This is a genomic window from Kitasatospora sp. NPDC088134, from assembly GCF_044741705.1.
Taxonomy (GTDB): domain Bacteria; phylum Actinomycetota; class Actinomycetes; order Streptomycetales; family Streptomycetaceae; genus Kitasatospora.
In genome coordinates, this window is sequence record NZ_JBIUTD010000018.1 from 19,820 (window position 1) to 44,166 (window position 24,347).

General features: G+C 75.4%; 19 protein-coding genes. 16 read left to right on the forward strand and 3 right to left on the reverse strand.

The window, feature by feature from the left end:
- The first annotated feature begins 109 nt into the window (after positions 1-109).
- From ACIOHG_RS25195 to ACIOHG_RS25230, 8 genes are all read left to right on the forward strand, one after another.
- Positions 110-748 carry a two-component system response regulator gene (locus ACIOHG_RS25195; protein WP_400953960.1) on the forward strand — a complete coding sequence of 213 codons (639 nt, stop codon included), beginning with the start codon at positions 110-112 and terminating at the stop codon, positions 746-748.
- A gap of 157 nt (positions 749-905) precedes the next feature.
- Positions 906-3,596 carry a DNA translocase FtsK gene (locus ACIOHG_RS25200; protein ID WP_400953863.1) on the forward strand — a complete coding sequence of 897 codons (2,691 nt, stop codon included), beginning with the start codon at positions 906-908 and terminating at the stop codon, positions 3,594-3,596.
- A 160-nt stretch (positions 3,597-3,756) separates the two neighbouring features.
- A complete protein-coding gene (locus tag ACIOHG_RS25205; RefSeq protein WP_400953864.1) occupies positions 3,757-4,623 on the forward strand; it encodes a helix-turn-helix domain-containing protein in 867 nt (288 codons plus the stop codon).
- Positions 4,624-4,696: 73 nt separating this feature from the next.
- Entirely contained in the window at positions 4,697-6,160 is a 1,464-nt protein-coding gene (rimO, locus tag ACIOHG_RS25210) for a 30S ribosomal protein S12 methylthiotransferase RimO (RefSeq protein WP_400953865.1), read from the forward strand.
- Positions 6,157-6,786, forward strand: a complete 630-nt coding sequence (pgsA, locus tag ACIOHG_RS25215; RefSeq protein ID WP_400953866.1) for a CDP-diacylglycerol--glycerol-3-phosphate 3-phosphatidyltransferase — start codon at positions 6,157-6,159, stop codon at positions 6,784-6,786. The genes rimO and pgsA overlap by 4 nt, the downstream gene beginning before the upstream one ends.
- Complete coding sequence (locus ACIOHG_RS25220) at positions 6,779-7,303, forward strand: CinA family protein (RefSeq protein ID WP_400953867.1); 525 nt, start codon at positions 6,779-6,781, stop codon at positions 7,301-7,303. The genes pgsA and ACIOHG_RS25220 overlap by 8 nt, the downstream gene beginning before the upstream one ends.
- Before the next feature lie 311 nt (positions 7,304-7,614).
- A complete protein-coding gene (locus ACIOHG_RS25225) occupies positions 7,615-7,986 on the forward strand; it encodes a helix-turn-helix domain-containing protein (RefSeq protein ID WP_400953868.1) in 372 nt (123 codons plus the stop codon).
- A 52-nt stretch (positions 7,987-8,038) separates the two neighbouring features.
- Positions 8,039-8,290 (forward strand): hypothetical protein, encoded by a 252-nt coding sequence (locus ACIOHG_RS25230; protein ID WP_400953869.1) that lies wholly within the window; start codon positions 8,039-8,041, stop codon positions 8,288-8,290.
- Positions 8,291-8,301: 11 nt separating this feature from the next.
- Here the strand turns inward: ACIOHG_RS25230 and ACIOHG_RS25235 are convergent, their stop codons facing one another.
- Positions 8,302-12,945, reverse strand: a complete 4,644-nt coding sequence (locus ACIOHG_RS25235; protein ID WP_400953870.1) for an ATP-dependent helicase — start codon at positions 12,943-12,945, stop codon at positions 8,302-8,304.
- A 171-nt stretch (positions 12,946-13,116) separates the two neighbouring features.
- Here ACIOHG_RS25235 and ACIOHG_RS25240 point away from each other — a divergent pair, with 171 nt between their 5' ends.
- Genes ACIOHG_RS25240 through ACIOHG_RS25260 form a run of 5 tightly spaced genes read left to right on the forward strand, consistent with a single transcriptional unit; the run spans position 13,117 to position 17,838 of the window.
- Complete coding sequence (locus tag ACIOHG_RS25240) at positions 13,117-14,712, forward strand: S8 family serine peptidase (RefSeq protein ID WP_400953871.1); 1,596 nt, start codon at positions 13,117-13,119, stop codon at positions 14,710-14,712.
- A gap of 45 nt (positions 14,713-14,757) precedes the next feature.
- Positions 14,758-14,952 (forward strand): DUF3046 domain-containing protein, encoded by a 195-nt coding sequence (locus ACIOHG_RS25245; protein WP_400953872.1) that lies wholly within the window; start codon positions 14,758-14,760, stop codon positions 14,950-14,952.
- A 34-nt stretch (positions 14,953-14,986) separates the two neighbouring features.
- Complete coding sequence (locus ACIOHG_RS25250) at positions 14,987-16,369, forward strand: AI-2E family transporter (RefSeq protein ID WP_400953873.1); 1,383 nt, start codon at positions 14,987-14,989, stop codon at positions 16,367-16,369.
- A gap of 45 nt (positions 16,370-16,414) precedes the next feature.
- A complete protein-coding gene (locus tag ACIOHG_RS25255) occupies positions 16,415-16,948 on the forward strand; it encodes a SigE family RNA polymerase sigma factor (RefSeq protein ID WP_400953874.1) in 534 nt (177 codons plus the stop codon).
- The gene (locus tag ACIOHG_RS25260; protein WP_400953875.1) at positions 16,945-17,838 is read left to right on the forward strand and encodes a hypothetical protein; all 894 of its coding nucleotides are present in this window, start codon (positions 16,945-16,947) and stop codon (positions 17,836-17,838) included. Before ACIOHG_RS25255 ends, ACIOHG_RS25260 begins: the two co-directional genes overlap by 4 nt.
- Before the next feature lie 75 nt (positions 17,839-17,913).
- Here the strand turns inward: ACIOHG_RS25260 and ACIOHG_RS25265 are convergent, their stop codons facing one another.
- On the reverse strand, positions 17,914-18,588 hold the full coding sequence (locus ACIOHG_RS25265; RefSeq protein WP_400953876.1) for a hypothetical protein: 675 nt from the start codon (positions 18,586-18,588) through the stop codon (positions 17,914-17,916).
- Between the two features lie 229 nt (positions 18,589-18,817).
- Here ACIOHG_RS25265 and recA point away from each other — a divergent pair, with 229 nt between their 5' ends.
- The 3 genes from recA (at position 18,818) to rny (ending at position 22,580) form a co-directional block, all read left to right on the forward strand.
- Complete coding sequence (gene recA / locus ACIOHG_RS25270) at positions 18,818-19,939, forward strand: recombinase RecA (protein ID WP_400953877.1); 1,122 nt, start codon at positions 18,818-18,820, stop codon at positions 19,937-19,939.
- 4 nt (positions 19,940-19,943) lie between these two features.
- Positions 19,944-21,014 (forward strand): regulatory protein RecX, encoded by a 1,071-nt coding sequence (locus ACIOHG_RS25275; RefSeq protein WP_400953878.1) that lies wholly within the window; start codon positions 19,944-19,946, stop codon positions 21,012-21,014.
- A 162-nt stretch (positions 21,015-21,176) separates the two neighbouring features.
- Positions 21,177-22,580, forward strand: a complete 1,404-nt coding sequence (gene rny / locus ACIOHG_RS25280; protein ID WP_400953879.1) for a ribonuclease Y — start codon at positions 21,177-21,179, stop codon at positions 22,578-22,580.
- A 15-nt stretch (positions 22,581-22,595) separates the two neighbouring features.
- Here the strand turns inward: rny and ACIOHG_RS25285 are convergent, their stop codons facing one another.
- On the reverse strand, positions 22,596-24,263 hold the full coding sequence (locus ACIOHG_RS25285; RefSeq protein WP_400953880.1) for an FAD-dependent monooxygenase: 1,668 nt from the start codon (positions 24,261-24,263) through the stop codon (positions 22,596-22,598).
- Between the last annotated feature and the right edge of the window lie 84 nt (positions 24,264-24,347).

Here is a 24,347-nt window from a genome sequence, read left to right on the forward strand (position 1 = left end):
CCGGCGCCGGGCCTGTGGCGGGCGAGGGGGTACGGCTAGCATGACCGGGGCAGTGAGGGGCGGCGCAGTGGCGCCCGCCCTCGGGAAACAACCGGCAGGAGGGCGGGTCCTGGTGCAGAAGGCGAAGATCCTCCTGGTCGACGACCGTCCGGAGAACCTGCTCGCCCTGGAGGCGATCCTCTCCGCGCTCGACCAGACCCTGGTGCGCGCCGCCTCCGGCGAGGAGGCGCTCAAGGCGCTGCTGACCGACGACTTCGCGGTCATCCTGCTGGACGTCCAGATGCCCGGCATGGACGGCTTCGAGACCGCCGCGCACATCAAGCGCCGGGAGCGGACCAGGGACATCCCGATCATCTTCCTGACCGCGATCAACCATGGGCCGCACCACACCTTCCGCGGCTACGCGGCCGGTGCGGTCGACTACATCTCCAAGCCCTTCGACCCGTGGGTGCTGCGCGCCAAGGTCTCGGTCTTCGTCGACCTCTACATGAAGAACACCCAGCTGAGGGAGCAGGCCGCGCTGCTGCGCCTGCAACTGGAGGCCGGCGGGGAGGAGCCGCAGCTCGGCGGAGCGCTGCTGGGCGAGCTCTCGGCCCGGCTGGCCGCCGTCGAGGAGCAGGCCGAGGCGCTCACCAAGCAGCTCGACGCCGGCGCCGACAGCGGGGCCGCCGCCACCGCCGCGCACCTGGAGCGCAAGCTCGCCGGTCTGCGGCGGGCGCTGGACGCGCTCCGTCCCGGCACCGACTGAACCCGGGCCGACCGCGGCCCGGACGGGGGAGGCTGACGGCCCGTCAGTCTCCCCCGTCCGGGTGGTTCCGTGGCCGCTGACGGCGTGTCGGCGACACAACCCGCCGAAGTGCGCCCGCACGCGTCCGCCGCCGGGGCGCGCCGGTAGGCTGCCCCCCATGGCCACACGATCGCCCGGAAGCGCCGCCGCACGCACCGCCAAGCCCGGGCCGGCCAAGAAGGCGCCGGCCCGGAAGGCCGCGCCCAAGTCCGCGGCCGCCAAGCCCGCCGCGAAGAAGGCCGCCCCGGCGAAGAAGGCGGCACCCCGGCGGAGCGCCCCCGCCGCCCCGCCCCCGCCGCCGCGCAAGCCGATACTCTTCCGCGCCGTGCGCGCCGTCTGGCTGGGCCTGGCGCACTCGGTGGGCGCCGGGTTCCGCGGCTTCGGCCACGGCGCCCGCAACCTGCACCCCGAGCACCGCAAGGACGGCGTCGCGCTGCTGCTGCTGGCGCTCGCCCTGGTCACCGCCGCCGGCACCTGGTTCGGCCCGCAGGGCTGGCTCGGCGAGGCCGCGACCAACGTGGTCTCCGGCCTGTTCGGCCGGCTCGACGTGCTGGTGCCGATCCTGCTCGGCGCCTCCGCGGTCCGGCTGATGCGCCACCCCGGGCCCCCCGAGGCCGACGGCCGGGTCGCCATCGGCCTGAGCACCCTACTGGTCGGCGTGCTCGGCCTGGTCCACATCGGCTGCGGCGCGCCCGCGATGGGCGCCGGGGCGTCGAAGATCCGGCAGGCCGGCGGCCTGCTCGGCTGGGCCGCGTCCACCCCGATGATGGCCGCCGCCGGGCCGCCGCTGGCCGTCCCGCTGCTGCTGCTGGTCGCCTTCTTCGGCCTGCTGGTGGTCACCGCCACGCCCGTCAACCGGATTCCGGAGCGGCTGCGGCTGCTCGGCGTCCGGCTCGGCGTGGTCGAGCCGCTGCCCGGCGAGGCGGAGGAGTACGACGGCGAGTCCGCCTCCGGCGAGCGCGCCTGGTCCACCGCCCCGCCCGAGGACGCCGACCCGGACGCGCTGCCGATCACCATCGAGGGCGACGAGCTGTCCGCCCGCCGCCGGCGCCGCCGCCGCAAGGACGAGACGCCCGAGGAGGCGGAGTCCGAGCCGCTCTCGCTGGAGAAGGACCCGTACCGGACCAGGGACATCGCCGCGGGCGTCGCCGCCGACCTCGACGGCGCCCTGCTGTACGGGGTGCCCGGTTCGCCCGCAGTGGCCAGCATGCTCGGCCAGGTCAAGGACAACACCGCCCCGCCCGAGGAGCCGTGGAGCCCCGAGGTCCCGGCCGCCCGCGCCGCCGAGGCCCCCGACGGCCACGGCGAGGCCCCGGCCCGGATGGAACAGCTCCAGCTCTCCGGCGACATCAGCTACGCGCTGCCGCCGCTCGACCTGCTGGAGCGCGGCGCCCCCGCCAAGGCCCGCTCCAAGCTCAACGACGACGTGGTGGCCCAGCTCACCGGCGTGTTCGGCGAGTTCAAGGTCGACGCCCGGGTCACCGGCTTCACCCGCGGCCCGACGGTCACCCGCTACGAGGTCGAGCTCGGCCCCGCCGTCAAGGTCGAGCGGATCACCGCGCTGGCGAAGAACATCGCCTACGCGGTCGCCACCCCCGACGTGCGGATCATCTCGCCGATCCCCGGCAAGTCCGCGGTCGGCGTGGAGATCCCCAACCTCGACCGGGAGATGGTCACCCTCGGCGACCTGCTGCGCTCGCGCAGCGCCGCCGAGGACAGCCACCCGATGGTGGTCGGCATGGGCAAGGACGTCGAGGGCCACACCGTGATGGCCAACCTGGCGAAGATGCCGCACGTGCTGGTGGCCGGCGCCACCGGCGCGGGCAAGTCCTCCTGCATCAACTGCCTGATCACCTCGGTGCTGGTGCGCGCCACCCCCGACGAGGTCCGGATGGTGCTGGTCGACCCCAAGCGGGTCGAGCTGACCGCCTACGAGGGCATCCCGCACCTGATCACGCCGATCATCACCAACCCGAAGAAGGCCGCCGAGGCCCTCCAGTGGGTGGTCCGCGAGATGGACATGCGCTACGACGACCTGGCGGCCTTCGGCTTCCGGCACGTCGACGACTTCAACGCCGCCGTCCGGGCCGGCACCGTGCAGCCGCCGCTGGGCAGCGAGCGCGAGCTGACGCCCTACCCGTACCTGCTGGTGATCGTCGACGAGCTGGCCGACCTGATGATGGTCGCCCCGCGCGACGTCGAGGACTCGGTGGTCCGGATCACCCAGCTCGCCCGGGCCGCCGGCATCCACCTGGTGCTGGCCACCCAGCGCCCCTCGGTGGACGTGGTCACCGGCCTGATCAAGGCCAACGTGCCGTCCCGGCTGGCCTTCGCCACCTCGGCGATGGCCGACTCCCGGGTCATCCTGGACCAGCCCGGCGCGGAGAAGCTGATCGGCAAGGGCGACGCCCTGTTCCTGCCGATGGGCGCCTCCAAGCCGGTCCGGATGCAGGGCGCCTTCGTCACCGAGGCGGAGATCGCCAAGATCGTCCAGCACTGCAAGGACCAGCTGACGGCCCGCTACCGGGACGACGTGGTGGTCGGCGGCGGCCCCAAGAAGGAGATCGACGAGGAGATCGGCGACGACCTCGACCTGCTGATCCAGGCCGCCGAACTGGTCGTCACCACCCAGTTCGGGTCGACCTCGATGCTCCAGCGCAAGCTCCGGGTCGGCTTCGCCAAGGCCGGCCGGCTGATGGACCTGATGGAGTCGCGCGGCATCGTCGGCCCCAGCGAGGGCTCCAAGGCCCGCGACGTGCTGGTCAAACCGGACGAACTGGACGGTGTGCTCCTCACCCTCCGAGGGTAGACGGGGGGCGGTCGGCCCGTTGGCCGAAAAACGATCTGACCACCCGTCAACTCCAGGCCCGGCGGGTGGCACGTTCGGGCCCCCTCCGGTTGAGAAACGTTCCGGCAGCACCCCTAGACTGGTGCTTCAGCAGGTGGCCTCCGCTCGAAAGGCGTGCCCAGTGACCATCGGCAAGTCCCCCCGCCGCTCCGCCCCCGACTCCGCCGCGCCCGGCTCCGCCACCCCGCAGAGCCCCGCGGAACCGAGCCGTGCCGTCGACGGGCCGAGCATCGGGCGGCTGCTCGCCAGGGCCCGCCTGGAAGCCGGCCTGACGGTCGACCAGGTCAGCACCCGCACCCGCATCCGGGTGCCGATCGTGCACGCCGTCGAGTGCGACGACTTCGAACGCTGCGGCGGCGCCTTCTACGCCCGCGGCCACCTGCGGCTGCTCGCCCGCGAGGTCGGCCTGGACGGCGAGGCGCTGGTCGCCCGCTACGACGCCGAGTACGGCGGTGCCGCGCCGCGCGCCAGCCAGCTGCTCGACGCCGGCCCGATCAAGGTCCGCGACCACCGCCGCCCGAACTGGACGACCGCGATGGTGCTGGCGATCACCGCCGTGGTCGCGCTGATCGGCTACAACCTGTTCGGCGCCTCCGCCCCGGCCGCCGACCGGCCCGGCGCGGCCAGCGCCCCGCTGCCCAGCGGCGCCTCCGCCCCGGTCACCGCCCCCGCCGCGCAGCCGCCGGCCCCCGAGGCCAGCCCCGCCGCGATCGCCGCCGCCCCCGCCGACAAGGTCACCGTCAAGCTGGTGGCCGGCCCGGACAAGAGCTGGGTCACCGCCAAGGACGGCGACGGCAAGTCGCTGTTCTCCAACAACCTCGAAGTCGGCCAGGACCAGACCTTCACCGACCCGAAGAAGATCACCCTGGTGATCGGCAACGCCGGCTCCGTCCACCTGTTCGTGAACGGCAAGGACCTCGGCCCGGCCGGCAAGGACGGCCAGGTCGTGCACCTCACGTACACCCCCGGCGACCCGCAGGCCGGCTGATCCGGCCCGCCGAACACCGGCACGCGCCCTCCGGGGGGAACTCCACCGGGGGGCGCGCGTTAATCTTGGCGTCATGCCTGAACCCCGCACTGTCGCCCTGGTCACGCTCGGATGCGCCCGCAACGAGGTCGACTCCGAGGAACTCGCCGGGCGACTGGAGGCCGACGGCTGGCGGCTGGTCGACGACGCCAGCGAGGCCGACGTCGCCGTCGTCAATACCTGCGGGTTCGTCGAGGCCGCCAAGAAGGACTCCGTCGACGCCCTGCTGGAGGCCAACGACCTCAAGGGCCACGGCCGCACCCAGGCCGTGGTCGCGGTCGGCTGCATGGCCGAGCGCTACGGCAAGGAGCTCGCCGACGCCCTGCCCGAGGCGGACGGCGTCCTCGGCTTCGACGACTACGCCGACATCTCCACCCGCCTGAACACCATCCTCTCCGGCGGCCACGTCGAGGCCCACACCCCGCGCGACCGCCGCAAGCTGCTGCCGCTCACCCCGGTCGAGCGGCAGGCCGCCGCCGCCGAGGTCGCCCTCCCCGGCCACGGCGCCCCCGAGGACCTGCCCGCGGGCCTCGCCCCCGCCTCCGGTCCGCGCACCCTGCGCAGGCGCCTCGACGACGCCCCCGTCGCCTCGATCAAGCTCGCCTCCGGCTGCGACCGCCGGTGTTCGTTCTGCGCCATCCCCGCCTTCCGCGGCTCCTTCATCTCCCGCCGCCCCTCCGACGTCCTGAACGAGGCGGTCTGGCTGGCCGGCCAGGGCGTGCGCGAGGTTGTCCTGGTCTCCGAGAACAACACCTCCTACGGCAAGGACCTCGGCGACATCCGCCTGCTGGAGACCCTGCTCACCGAGATCGCCGCCGTCGACGGCATCGAGCGGGTCCGGGTCAGCTACCTGCAGCCCGCCGAGATGCGCCCCGGCCTGATCGACGTGATGACCGGGACCGACCGGGTCGTGCCCTACTTCGACCTGTCCTTCCAGCACTCCGCGCCCGCCGTGCTGCGCCGGATGCGCCGCTTCGGCTCCACCGAGCAGTTCCTCGGCCTGCTGGAGTCGATCCGGGCCAAGGCCCCCGAGGCCGGCGCCCGGTCCAACTTCATCGTCGGCTTCCCCGGCGAGACCGAGCAGGACTACGCCGAGCTGGAACGGTTCGTCACGCACGCCGGCCTGGACGCCATCGGCGTGTTCGGCTACTCCGACGAGGACGGCACCGAGGCGGCCGGCTACGACGGCAAGCTCGACCAGGACGTCGTCAACGACCGGGTCGCCCGGCTCTCCAAGCTCGCCGAGGAGCTCACCGCGCAGCGCGCCGAGCAGCGGATCGGCAGCGAGGTCACCGTGCTGGTCGAATCGGTCGAGGACGGCGTGGTGGAGGGCCGGGCCGCCCACCAGGCGCCCGAGACCGACGGCCTGACCACCCTGCTCGGCGTCGAGGACGCGGTGGTCGGCCGGTTCTACCGCGCCACCGTGGTCGGCACCGAGGGCGTCGACCTGGTGGCCGAGGCCGTCCCGGTCGCGGAGCAGCCCGGAGCCGACGTATGACCAAGGGGCCGGGAGCCCCGGCCGCGACCCGGCCGACCCCGGCCGCCGTGCCGCCGCCCGGCCTGTGGAACATCGCCAACGTGCTGACCATGTTCCGGCTGCTGCTGGTGCCGGTGTTCGCCGCGCTGCTGTTCGCCGACGGCGGCCACGACCCGAAGTGGCGGGCCTTCGCCTGGGCGGCCTTCGCCGTGGCGATGATCACCGACGTCTTCGACGGCGCGCTGGCCCGCAGCATGGGCCTGATCACCGACTTCGGCCGGATCGCCGACCCGATCGCCGACAAGGCGATCATGGGCACCGGCCTGATCGGCCTGTCGGTCCTCGGCGACCTGCCCTGGTGGGTCACCGCGGTGATCCTGGCCCGCGAGCTCGGCATCACCCTGCTGCGGTTCTGGGTGATCCGCTACGCCGTCATCCCGGCCAGCCGGGGCGGCAAGATCAAGACGCTCACCCAGGGCATCGCGGTCGGCATGTACGTCCTGGTGCTCACCGGGCCGCTGGCCACCGGCCGGGCCGTGATGATGGCGGTCGCCGTCGTCCTGACCGTCGGCACCGGCCTGGACTACCTGGTGCAGGCGCTGCGGCTGCGCCGGGAGGGCATCGCCCGGGAGCGCCGCGGTGACTGAGACCGACGGGGCCGACGGGACCGGCGGGACCGGCAGGGTCGCGGCGGGCCCGGCCGCCCGGGCGCTGGCCGCGCTGCGGGCCGAGGGCGCCACGCTGGCCGTCGCCGAGTCGCTGACCGGCGGCCTGCTGGCCGCCGCGCTGGTCGCCGTCCCCGGCGCCTCCGCGGTGTTCCGCGGCTCGGTCACCGCGTACGCCACCGAGCTGAAGGCCACCGTGCTGGGCGTCGACCCGGCGCTGCTGGCCGAGCACGGCGCCGTCCACCCCGAGGTGGCCCGGCAGATGGCCGAGGGCGTGCGCCGGCTGCTCGGCGCGGACTGGGCGCTCGCCACCACCGGCGTGGCCGGCCCCGACCCGCAGGACGGGCAGCCCGTCGGCACCGTGCACCTCGCCGTCGCCGGGCCCGCGGGAACACAGACGCTCCCGCTCCGGTTGTCGGGTGGGCGTGACACGATCCGGCAGGGGTCGGTGGACGCCGCGCTGGAGCTGCTGCTCCGGCGGCTGGCGGACGGCGGCTGAGCCCCGTCCCGCGCGGCGGGAGTGGCGGGGGAAAACCCGGGAACCCGCCGCACCGGGCCGGAGATCGTGTTACACCGGATGCTCCGACCGAACCGGTCGGACGGCAGATCCGTCGGTCGCGCGTCGACCGTGCGTCCGGAGCCGGACATCTGCCCGTCACGGGTGGTTCGACGGCCCCGACGGGGAAGAACAGGGGAGGGGACGCCTTGCAGCCCAGAGTGAACACGACCCCGGTCCCCGCACGGGATGCTGGCAAGGCGGTACGGTGGGGTCGTGACATCTCGATCCGCAGTCCGAGGAGGGAGGCACCGATGATTCTGCTCCGTCGCCTGCTTGGCGATGTGCTGCGTCGGCAGCGCCAGCGCCAGGGCCGCACACTCCGCGAGGTGTCGGCAGCTGCCAGGGTTTCGCTCGGGTACCTCTCCGAGGTCGAGCGGGGTCAGAAGGAGGCGTCCTCCGAGCTGCTCTCCGCCATCTGCGACGCACTGGACGTCCGGATGTCGGAGGTCATGCGGGAGGTCAGCGACGAACTGTCGCTCGCCGAACTTGCGGCGATGGCCACCCTCTCGGAGGGTGATCTGCTGAGGCCGGTGCTCGAACCGGTTCCGCTGCCGGCCCCCGGCGTCGACCGGTCCGGTTCCATGTCGTCCAAGACGGCGGCGATGGACGTGGTGGCGGCCTGACCGGACCTCGAACGCCCCGCCACCGCGGGGCGCCGGGCGAAGGAGGGCCACGATGCGGAGTACGCGGCGTACCGTGCTGCTTGCTGCGACGGCACTGGTCGGTCTGGGCTTGATACTGCTGCTGACGGGCGGCACCGCGATCCACGGCGGTGCCGCCCTCGGCATGCTCGCGGCCGGCTGGTGGGGCATCGGGCTGATCCCGGTGCACGCCACGGCCCGCCGGCGCCGCCGCCGCGCCGCTGCCGACGACGGGCTCCGGCCGCCGGATGCGCCCGTGCTGGAGCACGCTCCCACGGACGGGTGACGGCCCCGGGGTCAGCGCAGCCGGTAGCCCTTCGGGGTGGGGTGGAATCCGGCCGATTCCAGCGCGGGGCCGAGGGGGCTGGTGAGGGCGGCGTGGCCGTTGACGCGTTCGACGGTGAGCGGCCCGGCCAGCGCGGCGAGGGCGGCCGCCAGCCGGCCCTCGGCGGTCGGCCAGGTCAGCAGCGAGCGGCCGCCGCGCTCCAGGTACAGCACCAGCTCGCCGTCGACCAGGGCGACCAGGGCGCCCGCCTTCCGGGCCGGCCGGTGGGCGGCCGCGGTGCCCTCGGGCGGCTCCGGCCAGCCCAGGGCCGCGCCGTACGCGTTGGCGGGGTCGGCGGCGGCCAGCACCAGCGCCCGCGGGGCGTCCGCGGGGGCCGCGGACCAGTCGCCGTCGCCCCGCTCCAGCCGGGAGCCGACCGAGCGCAGCCGGTCCGCGGCGCCGTCCATGGCGAACTGGGCGCCGCCCAGGCCCTCGACGAAGTAGCCGCGGCGGGCCTTCCCGCGCTCCTCGAACGCGGACAGCACCCGGTAGACGCCCGCGAAGCCGCCGGGGACCCGCTCGGCGGCCACCGCGCCGCGGGTCAGCAGACCGTGCCGGTCCAGCAGCGCCTGCGCCCGGGCGGCGGCCAGGACGGTCGGGTCGCCGCCGAAGGAGGGCAGCAGCGACCAGCGGCCGGCCGCGGTCGGCGGGCCGCTCCGGGCGGCGGGGCGGGACAGGCCGCGGCCCGCGCCCCCGTAGCGGCCGCGCGGGGTGGCGCGCGGCGCCCGGTGCGCGGTGGCGCCCGCGGTGCGGCCGGAGCCGAGCAGGTTGCGCAGCGGGGCCAGGGTGTCGTTGGTGACGTACCCGGCCCAGACCAGGTCCCAGAGCGCGTCGGCGATCTCGGCGTCCGGGGTGTCGGGGACGCGCTCGGCGAGCTGGCGGAAGAACGCGCCGTAGCCGCCGGTGAGCGCCTCCAGCAGGGCGGTGTGCACCGGGCCCGGGGTGAGCGGCAGCGGTTCGGGCCGCAGCAGGTGGGCGTTCTCCGGCAGGTGCAGGCCGATCCAGCCGTCCTTGCCGGGCAGCGCGCCCGCCCCGGACCAGCCGATCTCGCCGGCCGCCATCAGCTCGTCCAGCAGGCCGGGGGAGTAGTCGGCGAGCCGGGCCGGCAGGACGAGCTTCTCCAGGGCGGAGGCGGGCAGCGCGGTGCCCTGGAGCTGTTCGACGACCCGGTACAGGCCGTCGGCGCCGCGCAGCCGGTGCCCGGCCAGGTGCTGCCACTGCGGGAGGAAGGCGGCCAGCGCCTTCGGCGGGACGGCCTCCACCTCGTGCCGGAGCGCGGCCAGCGAGCGGCGGCGCAGGCGGCGCAGCACCTCGGCGTCGCACCACTCGGGGGCGGTCGCGGTCGTGTCGGGCCGGAACTCGCCGCGGACCAGGCGGCCGGCGGCGGTGAGGCGGTCCAGGGTGCCGGTGACGACGGCGGTGCCGAGGCCGAAGCGGTCGGCGGCGTCCTGGGCGGTGAACGGGCCGTGGGTGCGGGCGTACCGGGCCAGCAGGTCGCCCAGCGGGTCCTTGACCGGCTCGGTGAACGCCTCGGGGACGCCGACCGGCAGCGGGGTGCCGAGGGCGTCGCGCAGGCGCCCGGCGTCCTCGATCGCGGACCGGCGCAGCTCGCCGCCGATCCGGACCTGGATGACGCGGCGGGCGGCCTCCAGCTCCGGGGCCCAGGACGGGTGCGCGCCGCGGGCGGCGAGTTCGGCATCGGACAGCGGGCCGAGCAGGCGCAGCGCGTCGGCGACGCCCTCGGCGTCCTTGATCCGGCGCTCGGGGGTGAGCCGCTGGAGCTCGGCCTCCAGGTCGGCGAGGACCTGCGGGTCGAGGAGTTCGCGCAGCTCGGCCTGGCCGAGCAGTTCGGACAGCAGCCGGGAGTCCAGGGACAGGGCGGCGGCCCGCCGCTCGGCGATCGGGGAGTCGCCCTCGTACAGGAACTGGGCGACGTAGCCGAACAGCAGCGAGCGGGCGAACGGGGACGGCTCCGGGGTGGTGACCTCGACCAGGCGGACGGCGCGGGACTCCAGGTCGCCCATCAGCTCGACCAGGCCGGGCACGTCGAAGACGTCCTGCAGGCACTCGCGGACGGCCTCCAGCACGATCGGGAAGGAGCCGTACTCGGCCGCCACCTCCAGGAGTTGGGAGGCGCGCTGGCGCTGCTGCCAGAGCGGGGTGCGCCTGCCGGGGCTGCGGCGGGGCAGCAGCAGGGCGCGGCCGGCGCACTCGCGGAACCGGGCCGCGAACAGGGCGGAGCCGCCGACCTGGTCGGTGACCAGCTGCTCGATCTCGGCGGCGTCGAAGAGCGCGGCGTCCGCGCCGACCGGGGCCTCGTCGGCGGGCGGGGCGGCGGGGCCGGACGGGAAGTCGGCCAGCAGGTCGGCGTCCGGCAGGCGCAGCACGATGCCGTCGTCGGCGTGCATCACCTGCGGGTCCAGGCCGTGCTTCTCGCGCAGCCGGGCGCCGATCGCCAGCGCCCACGGGGCGTGCACCTGGGCGCCGAAGGGGGAGTGCACGACGATCCGCCAGTCGCCCAGCTCGTCGCGGAAGCGCTCGACCACGATGGTGCGGTCGTCGGGCAGGTGGCCGCAGGCCGTGCGCTGCTCGGCCAGGTAGGAGAGCAGGTTGCCGGCCGCCCAGTCGTCCAGGCCCGCCGCGCGCAGCCGCTCGGTGGCCGGTCCGGGCTCCAGGGCGCCCAGCTCGCGGACGAACGCGCCCACCGCGCGGCCGAGTTCGAGCGGGCGGCCGAGGGTGTCGCCCTTCCAGAACGGCAGCCGGCCCGGGACGCCCGGGGCGGGGGTGACCAGCACCTTGTCGTGGGTGATGTCCTCGATCCGCCAGGAGGTGGTGCCCAGGGTGAACACGTCGCCGACCCGGGACTCGTAGACCATCTCCTCGTCGAGCTCCCCGACCCGGCCGCCGCCCTTCTTCGGGTCGGCCCCGGCGATGAAGACGCCGAACAGGCCGCGGTCGGGGATGGTGCCGCCGGAGGTGACGGCGAGGCGCTGGGCGCCGGGGCGGCCGGTGACGGTGCCCGCGACCCGGTCCCAGACCAGGCGGGGGCGCAGCTCGGCGAAGGCGTCGGACGGGTAGCGGCCGGCCAGCATGTCGAGGACGCCGTCGAAGGCGGACCGCGGCAGGGTGGCGAACGGGGCGGCCCGGCGGCACAGCGCGAGCAGCTCGTCCACGTCCCAGGTGTCCAGGGCGGTGATCGCGACCAGCTGCTGGGCCAGCACGTCCAGCGGGTTGCGGGGGATCCGCAGCGCCTCGATCCGGCCGTCGCGCATCCGCTCGGTGACCACGGCGGACTGCACCAGGTCGCCCCGGTACTTGGGGAAGAACACGCCGCGGGAGACCGCGCCGACCTGGTGCCCGGCCCGGCCGACCCGTTGCAGGCCGGAGGCGACCGAGGGCGGCGACTCGACCTGCACCACCAGGTCGACGGCGCCCATGTCGATGCCCAGCTCCAGGCTGGAGGTGGCCACCACGGCGGGCAGCCGGCCGGCCTTCAACTCCTCCTCCACCAGCGCCCGTTGCTCCTTGGAGACCGAGCCGTGGTGGGCCCGGGCCAGCACCGGCGGCGCGCCCGCGGCCGCGCCGGAACCGCCCATCAGCTCGGCGGGGGCGTGCGCCCCGGGCGGCGGGGCGCCGGTGGCCCGCTCGTGGGCGATCTCGTTCAGCCGGTTGCACAGCCGCTCGGCCAGCCGGCGGGAGTTGGCGAACACGATGGTCGAGCGGTGCGCCTGCACCAGGTCGACGATCCGCTCCTCCACGTGCGGCCAGATCGAGCTCTGCCGCCGCGGGTCGTCCTCCTCGGCCGGGGCGGCGGGCAGGTCGGCGAGGTCCGGCACGGGGACCACCACGGACAGGTCGAAGCGCTTGTCGCCGCCGGGCCGGACGATCGCCGCGCCGCGCTGCGGGCTCAGGTAGCGGGCCACCTCCTCGACCGGGCGGACGGTCGCGGACAGGCCGATCCGGCGGGCCGGGCGGTCCAGCAGCCCGTCCAGCCGCTCCAGGCTGAGCGCCAGGTGCGCGCCGCGCTTGGTCCCGGCCACCGCGTGCACCTCGTCCAGGATCACCGTGTCGACGCCGCGCAGCGCCTCCCGGGCGGCCGAGGTGAGCAGCAGGAACAGCGACTCCGGCGTGGTGATCAGGATGTCCGGCGGGTGGGTGGCGAACTTCCGGCGGTCCGCGGCCGGGGTGTCGCCGGAGCGGATGCCGACCCGGACGTCCGGCTCCGGCAGGCCGAGCCGGACGCTCGCCTGCCGCAGGCCGGCCAGCGGGGCGCGCAGGTTGCGCTCGACGTCCACCGCCAGGGCCTTCAGCGGGGAGACGTAGAGGACCCGGCAGCGCCGCTTCGGCTCGGCCGGCGGCGGCTCGGCGGCGAGCCGGTCCAGCGCGGACAGGAAGGCGGCCAGCGTCTTGCCGGAGCCGGTCGGGGCGACCACCAGCACGTCCGTCCCCAGGCCGATCGCCGACCAGGCCCCGGCCTGCGCCGCGGTGGGGGCGGCGAACGCCCCGGTGAACCAGGCCCGGGTGGCCGGCGCGAAGCCGTCCAGCGGGTTCGGGGCACCGGGCGCTTCGGAGGCGTCGGGCACGTCGTCGGGTGCGTCGGGGACAGAGGTGGCCATGAGCCCATGGTGCCCCGACACCCTGACAGCCCACGGGCGGTCGGCGGCGGTCACCCGCCGCCACCGTCTGCCGCAGTCCCGGGCAGCAGATCGGACAAGCCGCTCATATGGTGAGGAATCGGACTCGGACCTCCCGGAGTCCCGCCCTGCCTGACGAGCGGAGACCGTGCGATGGAGCAGGTGAGCCAGGCCCCCGGCAGCACCCCCGGAGCCCGCCGGCGCCGCAGCGTCCGGGCCCTCGGCGCGATGCTGCTCACCGGCCTGCTGATCGGCGGCGCCGTCCCCTACGTCACCGGCACGGGTGACACCTACCTCAGCTACCTGGTGCTCGACGAGCGCGCCGACGCCCGGGGCGCCGAGCACGCCGCCGACCAGGCCCGGGCGCACGGCGGCCGGGTCGTCCAGGAGTACCCGCAGATCGGCGCGGTGCTCGCCTACGCCGGGCCCGGGTTCGGCGCCGCCCTGCGCGGACGGGCCGGGATAGCCGCCGTCGGCGCCACCCGCACCGTCCCCGTGCCCTCCCCGCCCCGGCCGCTGGCCGGCGCCGCGTTCACCGGCACCGGCCCCGGGCGCCCCGCGGCCACGCCCGCGCTCGACGCCGCGCCCGGGCAGACCGCCTCGCCCGGGCAGGACGTCCGGGAGGGCGGCGACGACGCCACCGCCACCGTGCCCGACCCCGGCGAGCACGCCGACTGGAACCTCGCCATGATCGGCGCCGTCGAGCGCCCCGCCGGGCGGAACGCGCTGCTGCGCCCCGCCGTCGCCACCGGCCGGCAGGGCGACCCCGCCGACGACCTGCCCACCCCCCAGCAACTGTCCGGGATCACCGTCGCGGTGCTGGACTCCGGCGTCGACGACACCCACCCCGACCTGCGGGCCGCCGTCGACCCCGCGGCCTCCGCGTCCTGCGCCGACGGCCGCCCCGACGCCCGCAGCGGCGCCTGGCGGCCCGACGACTCGGTCGGCGAGAGCGGCCACGGCACCCACGTCGCCGGGATCGTCGGCGCCGCCCGGGACGGCCACGGCGTCACCGGCGTCGCCCCCGGCGTCCGGATCGCCGCCGTCCGGCTGCTCGGCCCGCTCGGGCAGTACTACGCCGAGAACATCGTCTGCGGCATGCTCTGGGCCGCCGACCACGGGGCCCGGGCCATCAACGACAGCTACTTCGCCGACCCGTGGAAGTACAACTGCCCCGAGGACGCCGACCAGGCCGCGCTGATCGCCGCCGTCGGCCGGGCCGTCGCCTACGCCCGGCGCAAGGGCGCCGTGGTGGTCGCCTCGGCCGGGAACGACGGGCAGGACCTCACCGCCGGGCGCACCGACCGGCGCAGCCCCAACGACCGGGTCTCCGGCCCGCCGCAGGACCGGCAGCTCGGCACCGAGTGCGTCCGGCTGCCCGGCGAACTGCCCGGCGTGGTCACCGTCAGCGCCGTCGACCGGTCCGGACTGCCCGCCGTGTACAGCAACTACGGGCGCGGCAAGGTCTCCGTCGCGGCCCCCGGCGGCGACCCCGACGCCGGGCCCGACGGGGCGGTCGTCTCCGACTGGCCCGGCGGCCGGTACGCCGCGCTGGCCGGCACCTCGATGTCCGCCGCGCACGTCACCGGCGCCGTCGCGGTGGTCGCCGCCCGGCACCCCGACTGGGGCCCCGAGCGGATCACCGCCGCGCTCTCCGCCGCCGCCGACGCCGGCTGCGGCCTGAGCGCCCCGTCCGGCTGCCGGGCCCGCTCCTACTACGGCGCCGGGGTGCTCGCCCTGCCGCGCTGAACGGCCCGCGCCGGACCGTCCGCGCGGTGCCCGATACTGGGGCGCATGAGGCTGACCGAGTTCTGGCGACGGATGCACGAGCACTTCGGCGAGGCGTACGCGGAGTCCTTCGCGCAGGACCACCTGATGGCCGAACTCGGCGGGCGCACCGTGCGCGGGGCGCTGGACGCCGGGTGGGAGGCCAAGGACGTCTGGCGAGTGGTGTGCGCCACGCAGGGAGTGTCGCCGCTGCTGAGGTGAGAGTGATCACCGCCCGCCGGGTGAGACTGTCCCGGTGGCCAGCAGCGAACCGAACCCCGACCGGACCCCCGACGACCGCACCCCCGAGGACCCGCCGCCCGGGGAGGGGGCCGACCGCACGGCGGCCGCCGCCGCCCGGATGCTCCGCCGGACCGGGGGCGGTGGCGGGGCGATGCCCCGCTGGCTGCCCCGGGCGATCCTGCTCGCGCTGCTCGGCGTCGGCCTGTTCCAGCTCGCCGACTGGGCGTTCCACCAGCTGATCGACCTGTTCGTGATGCTGCTGGTGGCGTTCTTCCTGTCGCTGGCGATGGAGCCCGCGGTCGACCGGATGGCCGCCCGCGGGGTCCGCCGCGGCCTCGGCACCTTCCTGGTCTTCATCGGCCTCGGCCTGGCCGTGGCGGGCTTCCTCGCCGCGCTCGGCACCCTGCTGGTCGACCAGATCACCCAGATCGCCGGGAAGCTGCCGCAACTGCTCCAGGACCTGATCACCTGGATCAACGGCACCTTCCACACCGACCTGTCGCTCGACCAGCTCCAGCACCAGGTGCTCAAGGACTCCGGCACCATCGAGAAGTACGCCCAGCAGGCCGCCGACAACGTCTGGGGCGTCACCGGCACCGTCGTCGGCGGCCTGTTCCAGGCGTTCACCGTCGGCCTGTTCACCTTCTACTTCACCGCCGAGGGACCCAGGGTCCGGCGCACCGTCTGCTCGCTGCTGCCGCCCGCCAAGCAGGGCGAGGTGCTGCGGGCCTGGGAGATCGCGCTCGCCAAGACCGGCGGCTACCTGTACTCCCGGGCGCTGCTCGCCCTGGTCTCCACCCTCGGGCACTGGGCGTTCTTCGCCGCCATCGGCCTGCCGTACGCGGCGGCGCTGGCCGTCTGGGTCGGCGTCATGTCGCAGTTCGTGCCCACCATCGGCACCTACCTGGCCGGGGCGCTGCCGGTGCTGGTCGGGCTGACCGACCGTCCGGTGGAGGCGGTGTGGGTGCTGGTCTTCGTGATCGTCTACCAGCAGATCGAGAACTACCTGCTGCACCCCCGGATCACCGCGCGGACCGTCGACGTGCACCCCGCCGTCGCGTTCGGCTCGGTGATCGCCGGGGCCGCCCTGCTCGGCGCCGTCGGCGCGCTGATCGCCATCCCGGTCGCCGCGACCCTGCAGGGCTTCGTCGGCACCTACGTCCGCCGCTACGAGGTCGAGGACGACCCCCGGATCGACCGGGGCGAGCAGCAGCGGGAGCGCCGGGAGCGCCGGCGGCGGGCCGTCCGGCGGCTGCGCCGGATGGTCTCGGGCGGGAACGGTCCGGACGACGGGGGCACGACGGGGAGCGGCGGGAGCGGCGGGAACGGCGGGAACGGGACGGGTCAGGGGCCGGACGGCGGGGAGCGGCCGGAAATCCGTCGGGGGGACGAGTAAGCGGTTCACCCCCTCGGTGGGCTCTGGAGGGGTGAGGAGGTGTTCATGAGTGACATGAGGGGCGGTCCGGACGACGAGTTCCGGACGTTCATCGTCGGGGCCTGGCCCTGGATGCTGCGGACGGCGTACCTGCTGACCGGCGACCAGCACGCCGCGGAGGACCTCGCCCAGTCCGCCGCCGAGCGGACCTGCGCGGCCTGGTCGAAGGTCCGCCGGGCCGACGACCCGCACAGCTACGTGCGGCGGATCATGGTCAACCAGCAGGCCCGCCGCTGGCGCCGTCGGCCGCCGGAGGTGCTGGTGGAGGCGGTGCCCGACGCGGCCGGGGCCGAGGACGGGTACGCCCGCTCGGACCAGCGCCGGGTGCTGATGGCGGCGCTCGCCGCGCTGCCCGCCCGGCAGCGCCAGGCCGTGGTGCTCAGGCACTGGGAGGACCTGAGCGACAGTCAGGCGGCGGCGGCCATGGGGTGCTCCACCGGTGCGGTGCGCAGTCACGCGGCCAAGGGCATAGCCAAGCTCCGGGAGACCCCGGGGTTGAGGGAATCGAAGGACATGATCCGTATCGGAGGTGCGGTGTGACCGAGGGGGAGAACACGATGGCGGACAACGGCGGGCAGTGGATCGGGCAGGAGCTGGCCGGGGCGGCGTCCGAGGTGCGGATCGGGTCGGTGCCGATGGAGTCCATCATGGCCGGCGGCCGGCGGATGCGGCAGCGGCGCCGGAGCGCGATCGGCGCGGTGGCGCTGGCCTCCGCGGTGGTCCTGGGCGGCGGCGTCGCCGCCGGGCTCGACGGCCGGCCGGCGGCGCACCCGGTGCAGGCGAGCGCGCCGCTCTCGCTGGTCGACGCGGGCGCCGGCAGCGTCGCGCCGGTCGCCAAGGACCCCCTCCAGCCGGTCCGGGTGGTGATCGGCCAGGGCACCGTCGACGGCAAGGAGTGGAAGCTCTGGGAAGCCCTGTGGCCGCTGGCCCCGCAGGACCGGGCCTACGACCAGGCGGTCGCGCTCTGGCAGGAGCGCAGCGCCGTCGATCCGTCGCTGCCGAAGCCGACCCCGGCCTACGTCCAGCAGTACTGGCAGCCCAAGGACGACGTGGTCAACGTCTACGCCACCCTGGACGGGGTCCGGCAGAAGTACGACACCGAGGGCAGCACCCCGGCCCGCGCCGGCTTCGACCCGCGGATGGCGAAGGTCTTCGGCGGCGGCGTCATGGGCCCCAGCAACAAGAGCGGGACGCCCGGGCCGCTGCCGCTGCGCCTCGCCGTGCTGTCCCTCGGGCCTGACGTCGCCAAGACGGTGGTGACCTGGGCCGACGGCACCGTGACCGAGCCGCAGGCGGTGACGGTCGGCGACTCGCCGACCCGCCGCGTGGTGGTGGCGGAGCGCCCCGGGGTGAAGGCGCTGTCCTGGAAGTTCTTCGACAACGACGGCAAGGAACTGCCCGAGAACACCCAGACGATGTTCACCGAGTAGCCCCCGTGCCCGACGGCCCCGCCTCCCACCGGGCGGCGGGGCCGTCCCCTTTGCTCCGGGCGGGCCCGGCGGGTGTCAGGAGGCGTCGGTGGTGGCCGGTCGCGCCGTCAGGCCCGCGCGGGCCAGCGCCCGGAGCACGGCGGGCAGGTCCAGGGGCTCGTCGTCGAGGTCGGTCGGGGCCAGCAGGCCCGGCAGGCGGCCCGGGTCCAGCCGGTGCGCCTCCGCGTCGGCCAGCAGCAGGTCCGCGTCGGCCGCGTCGGCGGTGTCGACCAGGCGGTCGGCCAACTCGCCCAGCACCTCGGCGCGTTCGGTGAAGCAGCTCACGCCGCAGTCCAGGCCGTCGTCGGCGAGGCCGTCCGGGTACGGGGCCCGGGCCCAGGCGCCGTTCTCGTACCAGTAGACGCAGCCGACCTCCAGGCCTTCGAGCCGGTGCTCGATCTCCGGGTACGGCAGCCAGGCGGGGGCGCCCGCCAGCATGTCGATCTTCGGCTCGTGCCACTTGACCTCGCTCGCCTCGTCCTCGCCGTAGAGCACGAAGCGGCCCGGGCCGCACCGGGACAGCACCCACCAGGTGCAGCCGCAGTCGTCCCAGTGCAGGCCCGCGTCGTCGAGCCACCGGCCGGTCCGGTGGCGCGGCGGGTCCTGCTCCGCCTCGGTGGTCGCCTCCAGCGCGGCCAGCAGGGCCCAGCGGCCCCACAGCACCTCGGCCGGCGGCAGGTCCTCCGGCAGTCCGGGACGGTGAATGGTCATGGGGCCCCCGTGCGTGCGTTCCGATGGTGGTCGCCGCCACCCTACGGCCCGGGACCGACCCGTCCGGTGCGACGCCGTTGAAGTGCGACACTGGAATCGAACGTGTGTTCTTTGTACTCTTCGGCGCGGACTTTTCCACAGGCCGACCCCGTCCGGGGCCGATTGTCGGTGGGACGCGCTAGCGTCGATGACGATGAAGCGCAACGGACAGAACCCGAGGGTGGAAGCCATGGCAGGTACGGATCGCGAGAAGGCCCTGGAGGCCGCACTCGCCCAGATCGAGCGGCAGTTCGGCAAGGGCTCGGTGATGCGGCTGGGCGAGAAGGCGAACGAGCCGGTCGAGGTGATCTCCACCGGGTCCACCGCGCTGGACGTGGCGCTGGGCGTGGGCGGCATCCCGCGCGGCCGGGTGGTCGAGATCTACGGCCCGGAGTCCTCCGGCAAGACCACGCTGACCCTGCACCTGGCGGCCAACGCCCAGCGGGCCGGCGGCACGGTCGCGTTCGTGGACGCCGAGCACGCGCTCGACCCCGAGTACGCCAAGAAGCTCGGCGTGGACACCGACGCCCTGCTGGTCAGCCAGCCGGACACCGGTGAGCAGGCGCTGGAGATCACCGACATGCTGATCCGCTCCGGCGCGATCGACCTGGTGATCATCGACTCGGTGGCCGCGCTGGTGCCGCGCGCCGAGATCGAGGGCGAGATGGGCGACTCGCACGTCGGTCTGCAGGCCCGCCTGATGAGCCAGGCGCTGCGCAAGATCGCCGGTGCGCTGAACCAGTCGAACACCACCGCCATCTTCATCAACCAGCTGCGCGAGAAGATCGGCGTGATGTTCGGCTCGCCCGAGACCACTACCGGTGGTCGCGCGCTGAAGTTCTACGCCTCGGTCCGCCTCGACATCCGGCGCATCGAGACCCTGAAGGACGGCACCGAGGCGGTCGGCAACCGCACCCGCGTCAAGGTGGTCAAGAACAAGGTCGCCGCGCCGTTCAAGCAGGCCGAGTTCGACATCCTCTACGGCGTGGGCATCAGCCGCGAGGGCGGCCTGATCGACATGGGCGTCGAGCACGGCTTCATCCGGAAGTCCGGCGCCTGGTACACCTACGAGGGCGACCAGCTCGGCCAGGGCAAGGAGAACGCCCGCAACTTCCTGAAGGACAACCCGCAGCTGGCCGACGAGATCGAGGCCAAGATCAAGGGCAAGCTGGGCATCGGCCCGAAGCCGCCCGAGGCCGAGGGCGACGCCGCCCCCGCCGTGGAGATCCCGGCCGCGGCCGCCCCGGCGAAGGCCACCGCCAAGAAGACGGCCGCCGCAGCGGCCAAGGAGACGGCCGCCGCCAAGGGTTGATCCGTTGACGCACCGTCGCACCAGCGAAGACCCGGCACCGGGCCCGTCCGAGGACGGGCCCGGTGCGGGCGTATGGGCCGACGGCGACGAGGACGGGCGGCACGGCGAGACCGGCCCGCCCGACTGGTTCGCCGCCGTCGCGCACCGGCCCCCGCGGGCGTCCGGCACCGGGTCGGGGGAGCGGACGCCGCGCCGTCGGCGGCGGACGGACGACCTGCCGGGGGAGGAACAGCCGCTCGGGGACGGGGAGTTCCCCGGGCTGGTGCGTGCCTCGGCCCGGCCGGCGGGGGAAGAGCCGTCCGGCGCGGGGGAGCCGCCCGCCGGGCGGGACGATGTCCGGGCGCAGGAGCCGGTGGGCATCGGGGAGGTGCCCGGGCTGGTGCGGGCCTCCGCGTTGGCGGGCGGGCACCGGCGGCGGCGCAGCGCGCTGGGGGAGTTGCCCGTCGCGGTGCCCGAGGCCGAGCCGCGGGCGCGGGTCCGGCGGGACGCCGAGGGGGAGCGGCCCGCGCGGCGGCGCCGGGGGGCGGCGGAGTCGGACGGGGCGGACGCGCCGCGGCGGCGCGGGGCCCGGAAGGCCGAGCCGGAGGGCGACCCGGCGGACCGGGCCCGGGACATCTGCCTGCGGTTGCTGACGGGGGCCGCCAAGTCCCGCAAGCAGTTGGCCGACGCGCTGCGCCGCAAGGAGATCCCGGAGGAGGTCGCCGGGCAGGTGCTGGACCGGCTGGAGGAGGTCGGGCTGATCGACGACGCGGCCTTCGCCGAGGCGTGGGTGGAGTCCCGGCACGCGGTGCGCGGGCTGTCCCGGCGGGCGCTGGCGCAGGAGTTGCGGACCAAGGGCATCGGCGGGGAGACCGCCGAGCGGGCGCTGCTGCAGGTGGACGCGGACGACGAGTCGGAGGCGGCCCGAGCGCTGGTGGCGCGGAAGCTGCGGTCCACCGCGGGCCTGGAACGGGACGTCCGGACCCGTCGGCTGGTCGGGGTGCTGGCCCGGCGCGGCTACCCGGAGGGGTTGGCGTTCCGGGTGGTCCGGGAGGCTTTGGACGCGGAGGAAGCGGGGGAGGAGTGCGAGGACTGAACCGGTTCGGATGCTATGTGATGACTGATGATCAGATCGCCGGGGCCAATTCTCGATCGCATCTTGACCGTTTCGTAACCTCCACCTAGCCTCACTGTCAGTGGCAGAACGATCGCGGAGGTCACCTCAGCGGCAGCGTGCGCAGTGACGAGGAGTGGCCACATGGGGATCGCTCAGGGCACCGGAACGGGTTCCTCCCTGCTGCTGGCGGCCGGGGTGCTGATCGGCGCCCTCGTCCTGGTGCTGGCCGCCGGTTTCATGATGCTTCGTCAGCGCCGGGCCGAGCTCGACCGCCGCGAGGAGCGGCTCACCGCCGAGCTGCACCGCCTCCACCTGCACGAGGACGAACTCGCCGTCCGGGCCGTCGAGGCCGAGCGGGTCCGCGGCGAACTCGCCGAACGGACGGCGGAGAGCCTGCTGGTCCTGGAACGCACCGCCGGGCTGACGGCCGAGCAGGCCCGCGAGGAGGTCGTCCGGGGCGCCGAGGCGGAGGCCCGGCGGGAGGCCGCGCTGACCGTCCGGGAGATCGAGCGGCGGGCCGTCGTCGAGGGCGAGGGCCGGGCCCGCGAGATCATCGCCGCGTCGATCCAGCGGTTGGCCGCCGAGCAGACCGCCGAGACGGTGGTCACCACCCTGCGGCTGCCCAGCGAGGACATGAAGGGCCGGGTGATCGGCCGGGAGGGCCGCAACATCCGTGCCTTCGAGGCCGTCACCGGCGTCAACCTGATCGTCGACGACACCCCGGGGCTGGTCCAGCTGTCCTGCTTCGACCCGGTCCGGCGGGAGAGCGCCCGCCTCACCCTGGAGGCGCTGCTGGTCGACGGCCGCATCCACCCGGTCCGGATCGAGGAGGCGCACGAGCGCAGCCGCGCCGAGGTCGAGCGGCTGTGCGTCCGGGCCGGCGAGGACGCGCTGCTCACGGTCGGGATCGGCGCGAGCGGCGAGATGTCGCCCGAACTCGTCCGCACCCTCGGCACCCTGCGCTACCGGACGTCGTACGGGCAGAACGTGCTCGGGCACCTGGTGGAGTCCGCGCACCTGGCCGGGATGATGGCGGCGGAGCTCGGCGTCGACCCGGAGCCGGTGCGGCGGGCCGCGCTGCTGCACGACATCGGCAAGGCGCTCAGCCACCGGGTGCCGGGCAGCCACGCCGCGATCGGCGCCGAGTTCGCCCGGCGGCACGGCGAGTCGGCGGAGGTCGTGCACGCGATAGAGGCGCACCACGGCGAGGTCGAGCCGAAGACGGTGGAGGCTGTGCTGACCCAGGCCGCCGACGCCTGCTCGGCCGGGCGGCCGGGCGCGCGCAAGGAGTCGGTCGAGGCGTACGTCCGCCGGCTGGAGCGGCTGGAGGAGATCGCCGGCGCGCACGACGGCGTCACCAAGGTCTACGCGATGCAGGCCGGCCGCGAGGTCCGGGTGATGGTCCGGCCCGACGCCGTCGACGACCTGCGCGCCCAGGAGATCGCCAAGGACGTCGCCCGGCAGGTCCGCGAGGAGCTGACCTACCCGGGGCAGATCCGGATCACGGTGGTGCGGGAGTCGCGGGCGACGGAGGTCGCACGCTAGCCGGCACCGGCTCCGTCAGCCCTTGGCGTCCTGCTGTTCCAGGCCCGGCTTCGGGATGAGCGGGGCGGTGAGGGCGGTGAGTGTCTCGGCGTCGGGGCCCGGGGTGGTGCCGAGCAGGTGGCCGTCGGGGCGGATCAGCAGGACGGTGTGCGGGGCGGCGCCCGGGTAGGCGTCGGCGACCAGGACCTCGGTGGGGACGGGGAGGGCGGCGGCGAGTTCGGCCAGGCGGGGCATCAGGCCGGCGCCGAGCCAGTGCTCGGCGGACCAGACGCCCGTCCCCGGCGCGACCAGGACCAGCAGGAACGCGCCGCCGAGCCGGGCCCGCAGGGTGTCGGCGGCCCCGCCGGCGGTGACCACCGGGAGGTCGGGGACCAGCACGCCGGGGGCGGTCGCGGGGAGCTGCTCGGTCAGCGCGGTGCCGCGCCCGCCGCCGCGCTGCTCGGGGACCCGGGCGCCGGACGGGGCGGCGGGGTAGGCAGGGGCGCCGCCGAAGCGGCCGGTGCCGAGCTGCCCGTCGGCGAGCAGCGGGGCGTTCTTGCGGAAGGAGCCGGAGAACAGCGAGCGCCGGGTCTCGGCCCAGCCGCGCAGCGGGCGCAGCAGCGGCATGGTCTGGTCGACGGCGCGCAGCCGGGCGCCGACCGCGCCGCGCCGCTCGGCCTGGTAGCCGTCGAGCAGGGCGCTGTCGGCGGCGGCGGAGTCGGGCGGCAGGTGCCAGGCCAGGGCGAGCCGCCAGGCCAGGTTGTCGGCGTCGCGCAGGCCGTCGGCGAGGTTCTGCATGCCGAGCGCGCCGTGCAGGTGGGCGGCGTCGCCGGCCAGGAAGCAGCGGCCGGTGCGGAAGCGGGCGGCCAGCCGCTGCTGGTAGGTGTGGTCGGCGGCGGCGAGCAGCTGGTGCGGGGGCAGTTCGCCGCACCAGCCGGTGAGCGCGGAGGTGACCCGGGTGAGCAGGGTGTCGCCGGTGACGATGCCGGGCCAGGTGGCGTGCGGGTCGACCGGCTCGGTGGGCTGGGGGCGGCCGGGGGGCAGCCGCCAGTCGAGCCGCCACAGGCCGTCCGGGAGCGGGCGGGCGGAGGCCTCGCGGTCGCCGCGCCACGGGGGTTCGCGGTGCAGCCGGGCCTCGCCGGGGAACGGCAGGTCGACCCGGACGGTGGCGACGGCGTGCCGGTCGACGGCCGGTCGGCCGGGGAAGCGGACCTTGAGCAGCCGGCGGACGGTGGAGCGGGCCCCGTCGCAGCCGACCAGGTGGCTGCCGTGCCACTGGGCCTCGCCGGCGCGGGAGTCGGTGCGGACCGTCACGCCGTCCCGGTCCTGGGTGAGTTCGACCACCCGGTGCCGGGGGGTGAGCCGGATCAGCGGGGCGGCGGCGACGGCGTCGAGCAGGCCGCGCTGGAGGCGGTGCTGGGCGAGGTGCAGGACGGGTTCGGCGTCCAGCGGCAGGCGCAGCACCTCGGTGCGGCGGCGCCAGATGCTGAAGGCGTCCCAGCGGGCGGCGTCGGAGGCGGCCCGGGTGTAGCCGATCCGGCCGAGGAAGGCGGTGGTGTCGCCGCCGAGCACGACGGTGCGGGGGCTCTCGGGGCAGAGGCCGGAGCCCTCGTCCAGGACCAGGCTGGGGACTTCGTTGCGGGCCAGCGCGAGCGCCAGGGCGAGGCCGACCGGCCCCGCCCCGACGATGATCACCGGAGCCATGTCGGGGCCTTCGGGCGGGCGGCGGCGGCCGCCGGGGCGTCATATGCCGGGTGAGAGGTCCCAGGTGGTGTCACGAACAGCAAT

Bases quoted from the DNA above. Each gene is read 5' to 3' on its own strand.
- rny (WP_400953879.1), top strand. From the start codon at position 21,177: ATGGGGATCGCTCAGGGCACCGGAACGGGTTCCTCCCTGCTGCTGGCG.
- ACIOHG_RS25245 (WP_400953872.1), top strand. From the start codon at position 14,758: ATGAGGCTGACCGAGTTCTGGCGACGGATGCACGAGCACTTCGGCGAG.
- recA (WP_400953877.1), top strand. From the start codon at position 18,818: ATGGCAGGTACGGATCGCGAGAAGGCCCTGGAGGCCGCACTCGCCCAG.
- ACIOHG_RS25200 (WP_400953863.1), top strand. From the start codon at position 906: ATGGCCACACGATCGCCCGGAAGCGCCGCCGCACGCACCGCCAAGCCC.
- ACIOHG_RS25255 (WP_400953874.1), top strand. From the start codon at position 16,415: ATGAGTGACATGAGGGGCGGTCCGGACGACGAGTTCCGGACGTTCATC.
- ACIOHG_RS25285 (WP_400953880.1), bottom strand. From the start codon at position 24,263: ATGGCTCCGGTGATCATCGTCGGGGCGGGGCCGGTCGGCCTCGCCCTG.
- ACIOHG_RS25225 (WP_400953868.1), top strand. From the start codon at position 7,615: ATGATTCTGCTCCGTCGCCTGCTTGGCGATGTGCTGCGTCGGCAGCGC.
- pgsA (WP_400953866.1), top strand. From the start codon at position 6,157: ATGACCAAGGGGCCGGGAGCCCCGGCCGCGACCCGGCCGACCCCGGCC.
- rimO (WP_400953865.1), top strand. From the start codon at position 4,697: ATGCCTGAACCCCGCACTGTCGCCCTGGTCACGCTCGGATGCGCCCGC.
- ACIOHG_RS25240 (WP_400953871.1), top strand. From the start codon at position 13,117: ATGGAGCAGGTGAGCCAGGCCCCCGGCAGCACCCCCGGAGCCCGCCGG.
- ACIOHG_RS25265 (WP_400953876.1), bottom strand. From the start codon at position 18,588: ATGACCATTCACCGTCCCGGACTGCCGGAGGACCTGCCGCCGGCCGAG.
- ACIOHG_RS25230 (WP_400953869.1), top strand. From the start codon at position 8,039: ATGCGGAGTACGCGGCGTACCGTGCTGCTTGCTGCGACGGCACTGGTC.
- ACIOHG_RS25235 (WP_400953870.1), bottom strand. From the start codon at position 12,945: ATGGCCACCTCTGTCCCCGACGCACCCGACGACGTGCCCGACGCCTCC.